This is a genomic window from Rhizobacter fulvus, from assembly GCF_964020785.1.
This window is the reverse complement of sequence record NZ_OZ224516.1, coordinates 4,841,585-4,858,337: the sequence shown is the minus strand read 5'-3', so window position 1 is coordinate 4,858,337 and position 16,753 is coordinate 4,841,585. Positions and strand designations below refer to the sequence as shown.

General features: G+C 65.1%; 16 protein-coding genes. 12 read left to right on the top strand and 4 right to left on the bottom strand.

Annotated elements, in window-relative coordinates; genetic code table 11:
- Positions 1-57: 57 nt before the first annotated feature.
- Positions 58-996: a CAF17-like 4Fe-4S cluster assembly/insertion protein YgfZ gene (gene ygfZ / locus ACWH49_RS23030; protein WP_448173568.1), complete on the bottom strand. Its 939-nt coding sequence runs from the start codon at positions 994-996 to the stop codon at positions 58-60.
- A gap of 80 nt (positions 997-1,076) precedes the next feature.
- Here ygfZ and mltG point away from each other — a divergent pair, with 80 nt between their 5' ends.
- From mltG to ACWH49_RS22970, 12 genes are all read left to right on the top strand, one after another.
- Positions 1,077-2,072: an endolytic transglycosylase MltG gene (mltG, locus tag ACWH49_RS23025; RefSeq protein WP_448173567.1), complete on the top strand. Its 996-nt coding sequence runs from the start codon at positions 1,077-1,079 to the stop codon at positions 2,070-2,072.
- On the top strand, positions 2,069-2,683 hold the full coding sequence (tmk, locus tag ACWH49_RS23020; protein WP_448173566.1) for a dTMP kinase: 615 nt from the start codon (positions 2,069-2,071) through the stop codon (positions 2,681-2,683). The genes mltG and tmk overlap by 4 nt, the downstream gene beginning before the upstream one ends.
- Before the next feature lie 38 nt (positions 2,684-2,721).
- Positions 2,722-3,714: a DNA polymerase III subunit delta' gene (holB, locus tag ACWH49_RS23015; RefSeq protein WP_448173565.1), complete on the top strand. Its 993-nt coding sequence runs from the start codon at positions 2,722-2,724 to the stop codon at positions 3,712-3,714.
- A complete protein-coding gene (locus ACWH49_RS23010; protein ID WP_056469587.1) occupies positions 3,711-4,109 on the top strand; it encodes a PilZ domain-containing protein in 399 nt (132 codons plus the stop codon). The genes holB and ACWH49_RS23010 overlap by 4 nt, the downstream gene beginning before the upstream one ends.
- A 64-nt stretch (positions 4,110-4,173) precedes the next feature.
- Complete coding sequence (locus ACWH49_RS23005) at positions 4,174-4,980, top strand: TatD family hydrolase (protein WP_448173564.1); 807 nt, start codon at positions 4,174-4,176, stop codon at positions 4,978-4,980.
- Positions 4,981-5,068: 88 nt separating this feature from the next.
- Positions 5,069-5,620 (top strand): ankyrin repeat domain-containing protein, encoded by a 552-nt coding sequence (locus ACWH49_RS23000; protein WP_448173563.1) that lies wholly within the window; start codon positions 5,069-5,071, stop codon positions 5,618-5,620.
- Positions 5,621-5,727: 107 nt separating this feature from the next.
- The gene (locus tag ACWH49_RS22995; protein WP_056469577.1) at positions 5,728-5,943 is read left to right on the top strand and encodes a hypothetical protein; all 216 of its coding nucleotides are present in this window, start codon (positions 5,728-5,730) and stop codon (positions 5,941-5,943) included.
- A gap of 747 nt (positions 5,944-6,690) precedes the next feature.
- A complete protein-coding gene (locus ACWH49_RS22990; protein WP_448173562.1) occupies positions 6,691-8,130 on the top strand; it encodes a DUF3375 domain-containing protein in 1,440 nt (479 codons plus the stop codon).
- Positions 8,114-8,869, top strand: coding sequence for a DUF4194 domain-containing protein (locus ACWH49_RS22985; RefSeq protein WP_448173561.1), 756 nt, complete (start codon positions 8,114-8,116; stop codon positions 8,867-8,869). Before ACWH49_RS22990 ends, ACWH49_RS22985 begins: the two co-directional genes overlap by 17 nt.
- Entirely contained in the window at positions 8,866-12,291 is a 3,426-nt protein-coding gene (locus ACWH49_RS22980; protein WP_448173560.1) for an ATP-binding protein, read from the top strand. The genes ACWH49_RS22985 and ACWH49_RS22980 overlap by 4 nt, the downstream gene beginning before the upstream one ends.
- A complete protein-coding gene (locus tag ACWH49_RS22975; RefSeq protein WP_448173559.1) occupies positions 12,251-13,444 on the top strand; it encodes a Wadjet anti-phage system protein JetD domain-containing protein in 1,194 nt (397 codons plus the stop codon). The genes ACWH49_RS22980 and ACWH49_RS22975 overlap by 41 nt, the downstream gene beginning before the upstream one ends.
- Positions 13,445-13,898: 454 nt before the next feature.
- Positions 13,899-14,531, top strand: a complete 633-nt coding sequence (locus ACWH49_RS22970) for a GIY-YIG nuclease family protein (RefSeq protein ID WP_448173558.1) — start codon at positions 13,899-13,901, stop codon at positions 14,529-14,531.
- Positions 14,532-14,573: 42 nt separating this feature from the next.
- Here the strand turns inward: ACWH49_RS22970 and ACWH49_RS22965 are convergent, their stop codons facing one another.
- The 3 genes from ACWH49_RS22965 to ACWH49_RS22955 are packed head-to-tail and all read right to left on the bottom strand — an operon-like array spanning position 14,574 to position 16,687.
- Entirely contained in the window at positions 14,574-15,215 is a 642-nt protein-coding gene (locus ACWH49_RS22965) for a hypothetical protein (protein WP_448173557.1), read from the bottom strand.
- 60 nt (positions 15,216-15,275) lie between these two features.
- On the bottom strand, positions 15,276-15,938 hold the full coding sequence (locus ACWH49_RS22960) for a hypothetical protein (RefSeq protein WP_448173556.1): 663 nt from the start codon (positions 15,936-15,938) through the stop codon (positions 15,276-15,278).
- Entirely contained in the window at positions 15,935-16,687 is a 753-nt protein-coding gene (locus ACWH49_RS22955) for a hypothetical protein (RefSeq protein ID WP_448173555.1), read from the bottom strand. Before ACWH49_RS22955 ends, ACWH49_RS22960 begins: the two co-directional genes overlap by 4 nt.
- Positions 16,688-16,753: the final 66 nt, after the last annotated feature.

The window sequence follows — 16,753 nt, the reverse complement described above, 5'->3', positions numbered from 1 at the left end:
GACCGGGACGCTCTCGTTGAATTGTTAACGATTGTCGACCGAGCGGTCGACTCCCGCTCAGGCGAGCAGCGCCGCCTCGCCGGGCAAGGGGTAGGGCAGTTCGAGCTGGCGCAGCGACGGACCGCCCGCGTGGCCCAGATGCAAGCTGCCACCCTCGAGCGCGGCCAGCTTGACCTCGACGAGCACCACGCCGCTGCCCGGAGCGCCCGCCTGCGGCGCGGCGTTGACGACCATGCCCGCCGGCTGCGCCGGGTCGGCGCTGTGGAAGACCTCCTGACCGGCATGCCCGGCCTCGTCGACCGCGAACAGGAACATGCGGCGCTTGATCGTTCCGCGGTACTGGCTGCGCGCGACCACTTCCTGTCCCGGGTAGCAGCCCTTCTGGAAATCGACGCCGCCGACGACCTCGTAGTTCAGCATCTGCGGCACGAACTGGTCGACCGTGGCGGCTTCGATGACCGGGATCGCGCTGCGCACTTCGAGCAGCCGCCACGCGTCCAGCGCGAAGTCGGGTGCCGACGGAAGCGGCTCGGCCAGTGATTGCGCGAGCAGCGCGCGTGGCAGGCCGTCCACGTCGGGCAGGCGCACCGCGCTGCCGCCTGCCGCGGCGCGCTGGCCCCAGACGGGCAGGTCGGCCGTCCAATGCCGGGCGGTGGCGCCCACGGCGCCGAGCAGCCGCCACTCGCTGCCGGCGTCGCTGAGCTTGCACTGCGCGCGCAGCACGAACATCGACAGGCGCTTGAGCGTTGCAGGCAGCACGCTCGCGTGGCACGCCAGCAGCAGATCGTCGGGCGCGAGCTGCCAGACCACGAAGCTGGCCTGCAGTCGGCCCTTGGCGGAACAGAAGCCGGCCAGGCGCGCGCGGTCCGCGCCAAGCGTGGCGACATCGTTGGTCAGCTGGCCCTGGAGGAACTTCACGGCATCGGCGCCGCGGGCGCGCATCAAGCCCCAGTGGGTGAGGACGACAAGTCCGTCCGGAATCGGTTGCATGGTCATGCCCGATTATCATCAGCGCCCATGATTCTTGTCTCATCAGGGGTACGGCGCCGCGGCGCTTCGGGCGGCGCCCTCGCTCGATGAAGTGGCTGCGCGCACTGGTGATCCTGGTGCTGCTCGCCGCGGTCGGCGTGGGCGGGTTCGCGTTCTGGTGGCTGAACCGGCCGCTGGCCCTGAACAGCGATTCGGTCGAGCTCTCGATCGAGCTCGGCACGCCACCGCGCGAGATCGCCCAGGCCTGGGTGCAGGCCGGCGTTCAGGCTTCGCCGGTGCTGCTGTACGAATGGTTCCGCTGGTCGGGGCAGGCGCGCAAGATCCGCGCCGGCAGCTATGAGATCGGTCCCGGCACGACCCCGGTGGCGCTGCTGAACAAGATGGTGCGCGGTGACGAGACGCTGGCCGTCGTTCGCTTGATCGAAGGCTGGACGTTCCGGCAGTTCCGCGCCGAGCTTGCGAAGGCGGAGGCGCTGAAGCCGACCACCGCGGGCATGAGCGAGGAGCAGATCATGGCCGCCGTCGGCGCGGCGTCCGGCGTGCCCGCCGAGGGTCGCTTCCAGCCCGACACCTATGCCTACAGCAAGGGCAGCAGCGACGTCGCGGTGCTGCGCCGCGCCTACCGTGCGATGCAGAAGCGCCTCGATGCCGCCTGGCAGGAGCGCGCCCCGGACACCCCGCTGCGCAGCCCCGACGACGCGCTGGTGCTGGCCTCGATCGTCGAGAAAGAGACCGGCGTCGGCGCCGACCGCGGCAAGGTCGCCGGCGTGTTCGTCAACCGGCTGCGCATCGGCATGCCGCTGCAGACCGACCCGACCGTGATCTACGGGCTCGGCGCGAGCTTCGACGGCAACCTGCGCAAGCGCGACCTGCTGGCCGACACGCCGTACAACACCTACCTTCGCCCTGGACTGCCGCCCACGCCGATCGCGATGCCGGGCCATGCGTCGCTGCTCGCCGCGGTCCGACCGGACCCGACCAAGGCGCTGTATTTCGTCGCCCGGGGCGACGGCAGCAGCGAGTTCAGCGAGACGCTGGCCGATCACAATCGCGCGGTGAACCAATACCAGCGCAAGAAGTGAAGACCGGCCGCTTCATCACCTTCGAGGGCATCGACGGCGCCGGCAAGTCGACCCATCTCGATGCGCTCGCGCAGCGGCTGCGCGAGCGTCGGGCCACGGTCGTGTGCACCCGCGAGCCGGGCGGCACGCCGTTGGCGGAACGGGTGCGCGAGATCTTCCTGCACGAGACGGCGGATGTGCTGACCGAGACGCTCCTCGCCTTCGCGGCGCGTCGCGACCATCTTCGCAGCGTCATCACTCCGGCACTCGCGGCCGGCCGGACCGTGCTCTGCGACCGCTTCACCGATGCGACCTTCGCGTACCAGGGTGGCGGGGGCGGAGCGCCGGGGGCGGTGCTGGCGCAACTCGAAACCTGGGTGCAGGGCGGCCTGCAGCCCGACCTGACGCTCTGGTTCGATCTGCCCGCGGAGATTGCCGCGCAGCGCCGCGCGCGGGCCCGCGAGGCCGATCGCTTCGAGCAGCGCGACCTCGACTTCTTCGAGCGCGTGCGCGGCGGCTACGCGGCGCGCGCCGCCGCCGACCCGCAGCGCTTCGCCCGCATCGACGCCTCGTCGTCGCGCGACGCGGTCTGGGCGCAGATCGAATCGGTGCTGGAGTCACGCGGGTGGTAGGCCCGGACGGCGCCTTGCCGCTGCCCTGGCTGGGTCCCTTGCTGCAACGCGCACTGCAGGGGCCGCAGGCGCATGCGCTGCTGTTGCACGGGCCGCAGGGCGTGGGCCAGTTCGAGCTCGCGCTGACGATCGCACAGGCCTGGTTGTGCGAGCGCGCCGATCGCCCGTCGTCCGAGGCGCCCTGCGGCGTCTGCGCAAGCTGCCGGCTGGTGCAATCGCATTCGCATCCTGACCTGCTGGTCCTGCTGCCCGAGGCGCTGCGAGAGCCGCTGGGCTGGTCGAACGGCGCGGACGACGACGGCGCGGAACGCGCGACCAAGAAGGCGCAGCCCAGCCGCGAGATCAAGGTCGATGCGGTCCGGCTGGCCGTCAACTTCGCGCAGACGACCACTGCTCGCGGTCGCGCCAAGGTAGTGGTGCTGCACCCGGCCGAACGCATCAACCACGTCTCGGCCAACACCCTGCTCAAGACGCTCGAGGAGCCCCCGGGCGCGGCGCGCTTCATCCTGAGCTGCGCGGCACCGGACGCGTTGCTGCCGACCATCCGCAGCCGCTGTCGCAGCCTGGTGCTGGGGCTGCCGCCGGCCGCGCAGGCCGGCGACTGGCTGGCCGGGCAGGGCGTGTCCGACGCAGCGGTGATGCTGGCCGCGACCGGCGGGCAGCCGCAGGAGGCGCTCGACTGGGTGCAGCAGGGCATCGACGCCGCCAGCTGGTTGCGCGCCCCGATGGCCGTCGCGCAAGGCATGCCGGGTGTCTTCGCGAGCTGGCCGCTGCCGCGCACAATCGATGCACTGCAGAAGATCTGTCACGACACCCTGAGCCTGTGCGTCGGCGCGGCGCCGCGCTATTTTCCGGTCGCGTCACTGCGCCGCGGCGCCGAACCCGCCGCGCTGCACGCGTGGATGCGCGAGTTGAACCGCGTCGCGCGTCACGCCGATCATCCCTGGAACGCCGGCCTGCTCGCCGAAGCGCTCGTGGAGCAGGGCCGGCAGGCGCTGGCGGCCGGCACTTCGGTACACTCGGCGCCATGAGCGAACCGACGCCGCCACGCACCGTTCCCTCCGCCCTCGCGCCGGCGCCCGCATCCGCGCGGCCCAGCGTCATCCAGCTCGTGTTCCGCGAGAAGGGCGCGCTGTATGCCGCCTATATGCCGGTCTTCACCGATGGCGGGCTGTTCGTACCGACGACCCGGGAATACCGACTGGGCGAGGACATCTACCTGCTGCTCTCGTTGCCCGACGATCCGCAGCGCTACCCGGTCGCCGGGAAGGTCGGCTGGATCACGCCGGCGAACGCCTCGGGTGGACGCACGCAGGGCGTCGGCGTGCGCTTCCCGGCCGACGAGAAGACGCGCGGCCTGAAGCTGAAGATCGAGGAAGTGCTGGGCACCTCGATCTCGTCCGCGAAGCCGACGCAAACGATTTGAGGCGATGCAACGGTTGGCGCGCTGCGCGCCGACTGAGTTCGCCGCCTGCTCTCCATCCCCGCGCATGTACGTCGATTCCCACTGTCACCTGAGCTTTCCGGAACTCGCCGCACGCCTCGGCGAGATCCGTGCCGACATGGCGAGCGCGCAGGTCGACCGCGCGCTGTGCATCTGCACCACGCTGGAGGAATTCGACGAGGTGCAGGCGCTTGCCGCGGCGTACGACAACTTCTGGTGCAGTGCGGGCGTCCATCCGGACAACGAGGGCGTCGCGGAGCCGTCGCTCGATGACCTGCTGGCGCGGGCGCAGCGGCCCAAGGTCGTCGCGATCGGTGAGACCGGGCTCGACTACTACCGGCTCAATGGACGCAGCATCGCCGACATGGAATGGCAGCGCGAGCGCTTCCGCGTGCACATCCGCGCGGCCCGCGCCACCGGCTTGCCGCTGGTCGTGCACACGCGCAGCGCGTCCGACGACACGCTGGCGATCCTGCGCGAGGAGGGCGCCCAGGCGGACCGCGGCCCGGGCGGCGTGTTCCATTGCTTCACCGAGACCGACGCGGTGGCGCGCGCGGCGCTGGACCTGGGTTTCTACATCTCGTTCTCGGGCATCCTGACCTTCAAGACGGCGCAGGCCCTGCGCGATGTGGCTGCCTTCGTGCCGCTGGACCGCTGTCTGATCGAAACGGACAGTCCCTATCTCGCCCCCGTGCCGTACCGGGGCAAGACCAACAGCCCGGCGTACGTGCCCTACGTCGCGCAACAGATCGCGGCATTGAAGGGCCTGCCGGTCGAAGCCGTCGCAGCCGCCACCAGTGCCAACTTCGAGCGGCTGTTCAAGCTGCCGCCGCTTGCCACCCCCTCGTCCTGACCTCATGAATCACTTTAAGAAAATTGTCTATCTGGTTGTCGCTCTGTCATTTTCTTCGGCGCACGCCGGGTCGTACGAAGACTTCTTCGTGGCGATCAAGAACGACAACGCGAGCCTGCTCAGCGGCCTGCTGGACCGCGGGTTCGATCCCAACACCCGCGATCCGAAGGGCCAGCCCGGCCTGACGGTGGCGCTCCAGGAACGCTCGCCGAAAGCGCTGAAGGCCTTGCTGGAGCGTCGCCACATCGACATCAACGCGCTGAACCAGGCGGGCGAATCGCCGCTGATGATGGCGGCGCTCAAGGGCGATGTCCCGGCCGCGCAGCAGCTGCTCGAACGCGGCGCCAAGGTGAACCAGTCGGGCTGGGCACCCTTGCATTACGCCGCAACCGGGCCCGAAACCCGACTCGTGCAGTTGCTGCTCGAGCGCGGCGCCGAGATCAACGCACCGTCCCCGAACGGCACCACGCCGCTGATGATGGCCGCGCAATACGGCACCGAAGACAGCGTCAGGTTGCTGCTGGAACGCGGTGCCGATGCATCCCGCCGCAACGACCGCGGGATGCGCGCCGCCGATTTCGCGAAACTCTCGGGCCGCGAGCCGGTGATCAAGCGCCTCGAGCAGGCAGCGCCGCGCTGACGGCCGAAGTAAGAAGAAACGAGACAGTCCGTTTGGGGCGCCGCCCACTGGGGCGACAAGAGGCTGACGCCTAGAGTGCAAGGCATCCGATCACCGGAAGGACTGCCATGACCACTGCCCAGACTGTCGCCGCCAACCCGTTCGCCCTGATGATGGACCCCGAGGCGGTTTTCGCCGCCGTGGCCAGCTCGGACCGGCTCGCGCGCCTGCACAGCCGCATCTGCCGCCCGCTGGACAAACCGCTGGTCGCGCAGCAGGAGGACGGTGCGCCGCCGTTCTACGGCGAGACGCTCGAAGACATTGCCGATCCCATTGAGGATTGATCGACAATGTATATTATGTAAACTTGCATTGACGGATTGACCTAAGGCCTTGTCTCCATGTTGAAACACGCTTAGGTTGCCAACATGCCTGCCTAGACCTGCCAACGGCTCCAAGCTAAGACTGCCAACGACGACGCCACTAAGAGTTGCTCGCTTGCGGGCCTCGAATACTCGCTAAAATGCTGGTGCTCACCTGGTGCGGAGGCACGGTGCGAGGACAACCATCCGCTGCACGTGAGCATGGTCGAGCTCAGGGCTGCCTCCGGCCTCGGTTTCCAGGGCAACCGATGGCCTGCGATGTTGCGCCGCACCTACTGTCCGCAAATCTGCTTGAGCGCGTGAAGCTGCCCAAGGACGACGCTAAGCCAAGAGTCGCCGCCGGGGCGCTGCTCGCGAAGCACCTGCACTACACCGGAGTCTGGCTGACCTCGTTGCCGACGCTCGAAGAGGCCGAGCTCATCTCCACGGTCCGGCGCCAGGGTCGCAAAAGCCGTGGGGCTGGAGGTCAGGTTCACGACCGGCGCCGAGGTGCAGCAGCGCTACGTCGAGCTCATGGCGGGTCGAGAAGTCCAAGGTCCCCACCGAGGACCAGATGTGCCTGGATGGAATCTGACCCTGTATCCGCGGCCCCACACTAGCTCACCCCATGAGCCTAGTCGATGCCACCCTCCACCCTTGGCTTGTCGACACAACAAGGGTGTGATGTTTCCAGATGATGCTTTCCGACGCTCCCAAAGCGAGGCGGCGATGAGCGCCCTCCTAGGCGCCGCCGCGCTGCACAACCTTCGCCAGCAGCCGATGTGGAAGCTTCTGGCCGCACATCGCGCGCCCGTCATCGTCGCCTTGCTTGATTCCCTCTTCGCTCGCGGTCCATTGTCAAGTTCCATACTGTTTGAGCGGCTCGACCAGGAGCTCACACGCCTCGCCGACACCAGCCAGTCCGACCTGGACCAGACGCCCCAGGCCGCTGTGGCCGAGTGGATTCGCGAGGGCTGGGTCACCCGGCACCTTCCCGCAGCGGGAACCGAGGAGGTGTACGAGCCGTCCGTGGCGGCGCTGGCCGGCATCCGCTTCATCACCAGTTCGCTGAAGCCGCGCACGGTCGCCACTGAGAGCCGCCTGCAACTGGTCATCCATCAGTTCGTCCGGCTGGCCCAGGAGACCGACCCGGACCCCGAGGCGCGCCTGAGCTCCCTCCGCCTGGAGCGCAACAGACTCGACAGAGCGATAGCGGACATCGAGACCGATGGCGTGGAGCCGCTCCCACCGGCCCGGGCTCTGGAGCGCCTCACCGAGGAATTGGCCGGCGACTTTCGAGTCGTCAGCGCGGAATTCGACCGGCTGAACCGAGGTCTTCGAACCAAGCTGGTCGAGAATGACGGCAGCCGCGGCGTCGTTCTCGAGGCCTTGTTCGCGGGTGTCGACCTCATTGCCGATAGCGACGCCGGCCGAACGTTCAATGCGTTCTGGCGCCTGCTCATGGACGCCGAGCAGAATGCTGCGCTGAACGACGCCGTCGACGCCTTGCCCCAGCGCGCTTTTGCGGCTGCGCTCACGCCGGACGAGCGCCGGTTCTTGCGCGGCATCACTGATACGCTGCTGAACGAAGGTGCGGCCGTTCACAACGTCATGCAGTCATTCGCAAATAGCCTGAAGCATTTCGTCCAGAGCCGCGAGTACCTGGAGCAGCGCCGGATGCGCGGGTTGCTCAGCGACGCGACATCGGCGGCCTTGACAGCCAAGGAGGTGCTGCGCCCTCGCGGCTTCTACTTCGAGCTGCAGATGTCGAACTGCACCATCAATTCCGTGGCTCGGGCCGTCTTGTACGACCCGTCGCTGAGTGCTGCACCGAAGGCCATGGAGCTTGCCGCGCCAACGCTTGAGGACATCGCCGCAGCCGGCCTTCTGCTTCAGAACGCGGGTATCGATGTGGACGCCCTGCGCCGAAATGTGTGCACCCTACTCGAAACGCGCTCCCAGGTATCGGTCGGCGACGTGCTGCAGCAGTACCCTGCGGAGCATGGACTAGGCACGGTGTTCGGCTACCTGGACCTGGCCACGAAGCATGGCGTGGCCACGCCTGACCACGAGCATCTGCAGTGGCGCACGACCGACGACGAGCCGAGACGCGCGCGAGTGACAACCTACTACTTCACCAGGGAACGCCGGCATGAACTCTTCCGCTGATGACGAGATGTTCGTTGCCGAGGTGCCCGTCGCCCCGCTTCCCGCGGGCTATGACGCTTCGCGAAGCTCCTTGTTCACGGGCGACACTGGTGCCCTGCCCCTGGACACGCGTCGCGTGCTGGTCCAGCTGATGCTCGGGCCTTCGATGGACTCTACCCGACAGACACAACTGTGGCCGACCCTGTTGCGCGACGAGGCCATCATTCGTTCGCGGCTGCACGACTTGTTCCTCGAGCTCGTCGTCGACCGCGACCAGCAAGTCGCCTTCACGCGCCAGGCCCCAGCAGGTGACGTGCCCTTCCCCGTTCTGCTGCGCAAACTGACGCTCAACTTCCTGGAGACGGCCGCCGTCCTGTACTTGAGGCTCCAGCTGACGCAAGCGGACGCACAGGTCGAGCGCTCCGTACTGTCTGGCCAGGACCTGCGGGACCACCTGATGGTCTACGAGAAGGCAGACAACGTCGACCGGTCTGGTTTCGCCGCCCGCGTACGAAAGGCCATCGAGAAGCTAACCGCGTCCCACATTCTCACGCCCCTTGGCGCCGGTACCGACCGTTTCGAAATCTCGCCGACCCTCAAGTTGCTGTTTTCCGCGGATGAAGTCCAGTCGCTCACGCGCCTGTATACCGAGGCGGCGCAGCGCACTAGCCGGGGGTATGTCGACGACGACACGACACGCCGATTCTGGAACAGCGCCGGCTCGAGCGAACAGGACCCGGACGAGGGCGACGACCAATGAAGGTAGGCACCCAAGCAGCGCTCGGGCTCGAAGGTCTGGACGACCAGTTCAAACTGGTCCGGATTCAGATGTTCGACTGGGGGACGTTTTCGGGCGTGCACAGCTTCGAGGTCTCGCCCGAGGGGTACCTTCTCGGCGGCCCTACCGGGGCGGGCAAGTCGACCATCCTGGACGCCCACACGTCGCTGTTGTCCCGCCCTCGTTGGATGCAGTTCAACACTGCCGCGCGAGACAGCAACTCCCAGAAGCGCGAACGTACCGACCTGACCTACGTACGCGGCGCCTGGGCGCAGAAATCATCTGCGGACGCCGCCAACGAGACCGTAACCAGCTATCTGCGCGGCAAGGAATCTACTTGGTCGGTCGTGGCCGAGGTGTACCTGGATGGCCGCCAGCACTGCGTGACTTTGTTGCGCATCCTGTGGGTCCGCGGCGCGTCCAACTCACCCAAGGACGTTCACAGCGTCTACGCCGCGGCCGAGCGCGCTATTGACCTGCGTGAGTTCCAGTTCTTTGGCGACAGCAACTTCGACGTCAAGCGCATCCGGCACCAATTGCCCGATGTGCACGTTTTCAACGACTTCGGCTCGTACCAGGAACGCTTTCGGCGCTTGCTCGGCATCGAGAACGAACGCGCACTGCACTTGTTGCACAAAACGCAGTCCGCCAAATCCTTCGGGGACCTGAACGAGTTCTTGCGCACGTACATGCTTGACGAGCCCGACACGTTCAAGGTCTCCGAAAGCTTGGTCGACGAGTTCGTGAAGCTCGAGGCGGCGCACAAGGCGGTCGTCGAGGCACGGAAGCAGGTGGACGTGCTGACGCCGGCGAAGCGAGCAGCCGACGAGCGGCTGCGCGCCGAACGCGAGAGGTTGCGACTTCAGGAGGTCCAACTCGGCATCGACGCGTACGTCGCTCAGTTTCGTCTGGAGCTGCTGCAGGAGCGGGTTGCCCTTTTGAAAGGCGAGCGCGACGGGTCCGCCATGGCGCTTGAGCTGCTCGAGACCAATCTGGCGAACGCTGAAGCGGAACACAAGCAGCTGATGAATCGCCGCCACGAGCATGGCGGCAGCGACCTGGAGCTCCTGCAAGTGCAGCTGGCAGAGGCAGTGCGGCTCAGGCCGCAGCGCGAGGCGAAGAACAAGCGGGCCCTCAGTGCGTGCTCGACGCTCGGTCTGACCATGCCCGAGACTCCTGAACGGTACGGCGAGATGGTCGAAGTCGCGGTGACTGCAGTCCAGCAGTCCAGCGCCAAACGCAACAGCCGTGAAGAGCAGATTTTCGAAGTGCAAGAAAAGAAGTCGGACGAAAGCAAGCGGCTGGCCGCTGTGCACCAACAGCTGGCGGCTATGGAGCTGCGGCGCTCCCTCATTCCGTACGAACTGCAAGCCGTACGCGCGCAGATGCTTGCCGACCTCGGCTTCGACGAGAACAAGCTGCCTTTCGCGGGCGAGCTGATGCAGGTCCGCAATGACGAGCTGCAGTGGCGCGGCGCCATCGAGCGTGTGCTGGGCGGGCTGGCAAGGAACATCCTGGTCGAGGAGACCGACTACCAGGCCGTGGCGGAGTGGATGCAGCGAGACACGGGTCAACGGATTCGCTACCTCACGATGCGCGAACGCAACTCCAGCAATACGCGCGCTGCCGGGCCGAAATCGCTGTCGCGCAAGGTGGCCTTAGCTGACACGTCACCTTACTGCGGGTGGCTTGGGGAGGAACTGCGCCACCGTTTCGACTACGAGTGCGTCGACTCCACTCAGGAGTTCCGCGCCGCAGTGAAGGCAGTGATGGTGACCGGCCAGGTCAAGCACAACGTGGCCGCGCACGAAAAGGACGACCGCCAGAGCATCAACGACAAGCGCCATTGGGTTCTCGGCTTCGATGCAGCCGAAAAGGTGGCACTTTTCCAGTTGGAGGCAGAACAGCTGCAGACGAGCATCGCAAAGTCGGACACCAGGCTCATCGAGCTGCGCTGTGCTGACGCCCGCGACAACGCGCGGGCATTGGCGGCCAACACGCTGCAGACGCTCACCTGGCTGGATATTGACATCGTCAGCGCCGTGACCCGCATCGCCGCCCTGGAGCACCAGGTGGCCGCGTGCCTCGCGGCCAATCCGGATTTGGCGAGGTTGGACCAGCAAATCAGCGCCGCCGAATCACAGGTGCGCGACGTCCGCAAGAAGCGCGACCATGAAACGGTGCGAGGCCAGAAGCTCGAAGGCTTTATGGGGAAGGACGCGGTCGCCATCGAGCGCATCCAGGCGGTGCCGACCATCGCCCTCACCCCCACGCAGCAGGAAAACCTCGAGCGGCGATTTAACGAGTCGGCGCGCCGAGTGGCGCTCGAGCCCCACGAGCACGGCTCGGAACGCGACGACGGCGCTGTCACTCCGGACGTCTGCGGTCGCGCCGTCGAACGCGGACTGGTGCGCGAAATTGCGGCTTGCGTGAACGACATGGCGGAACTGAAGCAGGTCATCGAGGCCATCTTCGTTGCCTTCAATGCCGAGTTCAAGAGCGATTCGGCCGACCTGGACCCCGTCTTGGCGAGTGCCGACGGGTACTTCGCCAAACTCGACCGGCTGCTGAAGGACGGCTTGCCGGCCTTTGAGGCGCGTTTCCTCTCGCTGCTGACCCAGCAGACTGACGAGAACCTCGTCATTCTTCGCAACAGGCACCAGAGTGCGGCGAAGAGCATCGAGGACCGGCTGGAAAGCGTGAACGATGGCCTGCGCGACGTGCCGTTTCACGACGATACCCACCTTGAAATCAAGACCATCAAGCGGCCGTTGCGTGAGGTTGCGGAGTTCCTCCAGTCGCTGCGTGACGTCCTGACGGACACGTTCAACACGGACGAGGCCACGGCCGAGGCGCGGTACGCGGTGCTGGCTCGCCTGGTGCGGCGTTTGGGGAGCCAAGACAAGGTCGACGTCGAATGGCGCGAGCTGGTGCTCGATGTGCGCAAGCATGTTGACTTCATCGCGCGCGAGTTGAACGTTCACGGGCAGGAAATCGAGGTCTACCGGGGTAACGACGGCAAGTCGGGTGGGCAGCGCCAGAAACTCACCGCGACCATCCTGGCATCTGCCCTGCGTTACCAGCTCGGCGGGTCTGAGCGGACGGTGCCGCGCTACTCGACCGTGGTGCTGGACGAGGCGTTCGTGCTGGCTGACTCCCAGCACACCAGCCTGGCGATGAACATCTTCCGGGAGTTCGGGTTCCAGATGCTCATCGCCGCACCGCTGGACAAGGTGCGCACCCTGGAGAAGTTCGTCGGGGGTGCCGCCTTCATCACTATCAGGGACCGCAAGCACTCCATTGCCGTGCCAATTGAATACGACACCGTCGAGCGTCGCCTGCAAATCACCGCAGAAATGGAGCGTGACTATTCAACCGTCGAAGCCGAAGCTGCTCCTACCTGAGGCAGCCAGGGCGCAGCTCGGGACTCGCTACGACAACGGGCACCGTACCTGGCTCGAGGGGGGCGGCGAATGGCCGTTGACCATCAAGCTCGGCTCGCCGGTCGAGCAGGACCTGGTTGGGGACATTGCCTCCATGCGCGGCTGGGTCACCGCGTGGATGGGCTGGCAGCCTGCCGGCCAGGTCGTCTGGCAGGAGCGACGGTGGCCGCGGGTCGGCACTCAGAATCTTCCTGCCAGCCTGCAGATTGCCACGCCTCGCGACTGCGCTGCGCTGTGCGGTCAGGAATCGCGCTGGGTGCGAGCGGTGGCCAGGTCGGGCGAACTCTGCGAACGCTTCCCACTCCTTGCAGGGTCGGGTCGCTTGGCACGCCACTTCGACGCACTGGCCGACTACACAGACGACGACTTCGCGCGCCTGATTCGCCTGCTCGCATGGCTTCAAGCCAACCTGGGCTCTGGCTACACTCTGCGCCAGCTTCCAGTCGTCGGGTTGGACACGAAGTGGCTCGAGAAGAAGCGCGAGGAGCTAGTGACGGACCTGCTGCGCGTCATCGTCGGCGCCACAGCCTTAGGGGACCTCTACGAGTTGACCGGATTGCAGCGTCCTCCCCATCGCTTGCGGGTCAGCATCCTCTGCCCCCAACTCAGGCTGCGCTTCAACGGAATGCGCGATGTCGAGGCACCGCTGGACCAATGGCGCGATTCGCCGGTGCCCGCGAGGCGAATCATCATCGTCGAGAACAAGGAGACCGGGCTGGCGTTTCCGGATATTGAGGGTGCCATCGTGTTCATGCGACTGGGTAACGCGGTCAGCGTGCTGTCGACGTTGCCTTGGTTGCGAGAGTGCCAGGCGGTGTATTGGGGGGACATCGATACCCACGGTCTCTTCATCCTGAACCAAGCGCGGCGTGCATTGCCTCAGCTGTGTTCGGTCATGATGGACGAAGAGACGCTGCTGCAGCATCGAGAACTTTGGGGCAAAGAGCCGGTTCAGTCTGCCGCCAGCCAGCTACCGCACCTTACGCATATAGAACGCGACTTGTTCGACGGCCTCAAGTCGAACCGTTGGGGCTACAAGCTGCGTCTCGAGCAGGAACGGGCACTGTGGCCCGACGCGCTCACCGCAGTTGAGGCCGCGCTTTCCGCTGGATGACTGCCGCTGCTGCCACAAACGCCCGACGTCTGAGGTCTCTCTCGTGGACCTCGGCAGGCAAGCTGGCCAAGTGGCGGCGGTTCCAGCTCAAGCCAACGTGCGCGGTGACGGAACAAGGGGTCGTGTAGGTCGGTCCGCATGCCGCGTAACTCTGGGCGCAATGGAGAAGCTGTTCACGATGACAAATTCAGCAAGTACATCCGCTCCCGTATGCTGAGGCGGGGTACCGCCGCCGTGCTTACTGCCCCTATGACGCGTGGCGACCTTCGAAAATCGTCAGGCATAGTTGCGGCCTCGACTTTGCCTTGCGAAGGTTCCTATGGCGAGAACACCCCCTTCTTACTGGCGCATCGCTCGCTCCGTGGAGGAGCTAGAGAACCCGCCTCCGGAGAACTTCCAGCTTCCAGCCTCCTTCGCGTCGCGCAAGCGCCGGCCACAGGCCGGAGACGGCCTCTTGCTCGCTGACTACATCGTCGAAGACGAGTCGGGACTCGTAAAGCACATTGGTTTGGTTGAGAGCGCAGGGAGCGAAATCTCTCGAGTTTCGTGGCGGTCGGTCGACGCATCCATCTGGGTCGACACGCCAATTGGACGGCGCTTCTGGCAGCAACCCGACGGGTTCATGTTCGCTGGTGCAAAGAACGTCGACTACGGTTTGCATGAGCTGTTCGCGGATAATTTCGTGGGTCTCCAGGCCGCAGATTTGATAGTGTCAGTACCCGGCGGAAGGCCTCGTCCAGTCGCCGCCGGCGTCGCCCACAGCAGGATTCCAACAGGGCGCCTGCTGCCGCGGGAGGTCATCGGCGAGCCGACCGACGCACCGCGCGGCGGCTACGTATACGTGCTCGACTCGCGTTACGGACAAAAGGTGGGACACACCAAGTCGATGCCTAACCGGATGCGGACCTTCGGGGTGAAGCTCCCGTTCATGTACACCATTCCACTGTGCGCATGGTTCGACGACCGAATCACTGCCGAGGCCTATTACCACCGGCTCTTCGCCATCAAAAGGCTCGATGGGGAGTGGTTCACCCTGAACGACGTCGACATCGACGCGGTCCGGCAGCGAGTAGCTGAGCAAGTTTGATGGGCGCGCCCTAGAACTCGCGCTCGTCGATTTGCGCGCAGATTACAGGTCAAGAGTCCCAACCGCGCTCTCAGGCTCCAACACCAGTTCCGCGCTGAACAATTCAATTGCCGTGGCCGCGACCTTCTTGGTGTCGTAGAAAGCATATGCAGCCACTCCCGCAGCCCCCACCAGAGGTGCGTATCGGGCGACGGCCTTACCCACGGCGCGCTGAGTGACCTTGATGCCAATCGCGGTGGAAACTTTTTGGAGCGCTCGTAGCGACATTCGACGGACGAGAAATCGCTCACCAGCTCGTACCACCACATCTCGCAGACCCTGCGAAACCAGATGCCTAAAGAGGCAATGAAGCATCTGCTCTTTTGTAAGTGTGTGCGATTTACCGTAGGCCGCCGCGATGTCCGCAACCATCTGCGCTTGGACTTTCCAGACCCCGAGTATGTCGGGCAGCAAGGTGACCATACCGGCAGGTCCCGGCACCAAAGCAGCGCTGCCTGAAATGGTCGCTGCCGCTTTGGATGCTCGCAGGCCGAGTTGTAGAGCTCGAGCGTACGGTGTGTCGCTGTCGGCCTCTGTCGACTTCGGAATCGCCCCGACCACATCGAGGATGGCGTCGGCAACTCGGGAGCCAATACCGACCTTCTTCGCGAGTCCTATCACTTCCGCTGCCTCGTACGTCGCCATCTCGCTAGTCCTCCTGCCCCGATGGTATCGGCTCAACTGCACGTCCGGGGTGCAACGCAGTCAATTACTTCTCTCGACTAGACGCTTCGCCTCTTGGAACTCCCGCTCCTCCCGCTCTCCGGCGGACAAACTACGAGCGCCCGCAGCTTGGTATCGTTCGGCAGCCACGCGCAGACGCTCACGACAGTCGCCGAACTCTGCCTGCTGCAAAGGGCTACCGTAAACCAAGCGGCCATCCCTTCCCGCCAATCTAACTTGCCCCTTGGACCACTTGAGTGCTTCTTCTGCTATGGCCAGCGCTTGGAACAAGGCTGCATCTACCTCCGCATTGCCCCGAAGCATGTCCAGGTAGTAAGCGTTCAACCTCGCGACAGGGTCGTCGAGATTGGCGCGCGGAACGTTCGCCTTCATAAACTCAGCAGCCTCTGTCTGCATGGCGAGAACTAGCGCGTTGCGTTCAGCCACTACTCTTCGCGCTTTGTCGATGTCGGCCATGGCTGCTTCGCGTACAGCCGGTATGGTCAGCGACTCGACAGTTATGGCGCCCGCGGCTTTGAGCAGTTCCAGCTTGCGCGCCGCCTCCGCAAGGAATGCCCGGTGCTTAGTCACCACAGCGAGCGACTGGCGCTGGAATGCGAGTTCCTCTTGGCTGTACCGTTGCTGTTCGCCCACGCCCGATGCAAGCCTGATAGCGATAAAGGTTGCTGTGGCCAAAACGTTCATGCCGCGACTTCCTGCGACAAAGCAGCCTTGACATCGTGGGCAAGCCGTTCTCTTGAGAATGTATCCAAGGCCCTTTGACCTGAAAGCATGCCACTCAAGATGAAGCGTGCATTCGGCATCTGGTCCCAGCGGTAGACCAGCTTGTCCTGCGTCGTCAACGGCAACAGCTTCCGGGCAATGTTCGAGGCGCCGGCGTTGGCAATGAGAACCACTCTCGGAGAAATTGCTTTCAACGCCTGCTTGAAAAGGTCGAACAATTCGCGGGCGGGTGGCGCAAAAACTTCCGCTTTCCAATGTTTGCTGAGAACTTCGGACTGGCGGGTGTGCCGCATCAGGAACATGTCCAGATACTCGGGCTCAGCCCCAACTTCCTTAGCGAAGTCCTGAAGCGGCTTGTAGTACCGGGGGTACTCGAGGGGTGCCTTTTCCTCTTGAGCCACCAAAGAAGCTACATTGGCTTTGAGAGCCGCGTCGTCTCTCGTTGACTCCCACCGAAGCTCATCGGGGACCCGCCTGCCGGGCTTGGCCGCGGTCAGACCTGACGAGTCGTCGGGTTCCTCGTCATGGACCATGGACGGATTCATCCCGACAATCAGCAGTTGCGGCGCAATCCGAAACGCTCCTCGCACCATTGGCATGAGGTGCATGCCCGGTAAGGTTCGATGTTGGTCGGCATGCGCTTTCCAGATGGCGATGGCCTGAGCGTTGCAGACCTCATGCAGCGCGGCAGTAGGAACAAGTTGAGTCATGCAAGCTGCCCTGGAATTCTGGACACACGAGAATAGCGGACGGCGCCCCATTGATGCTTCGGATTG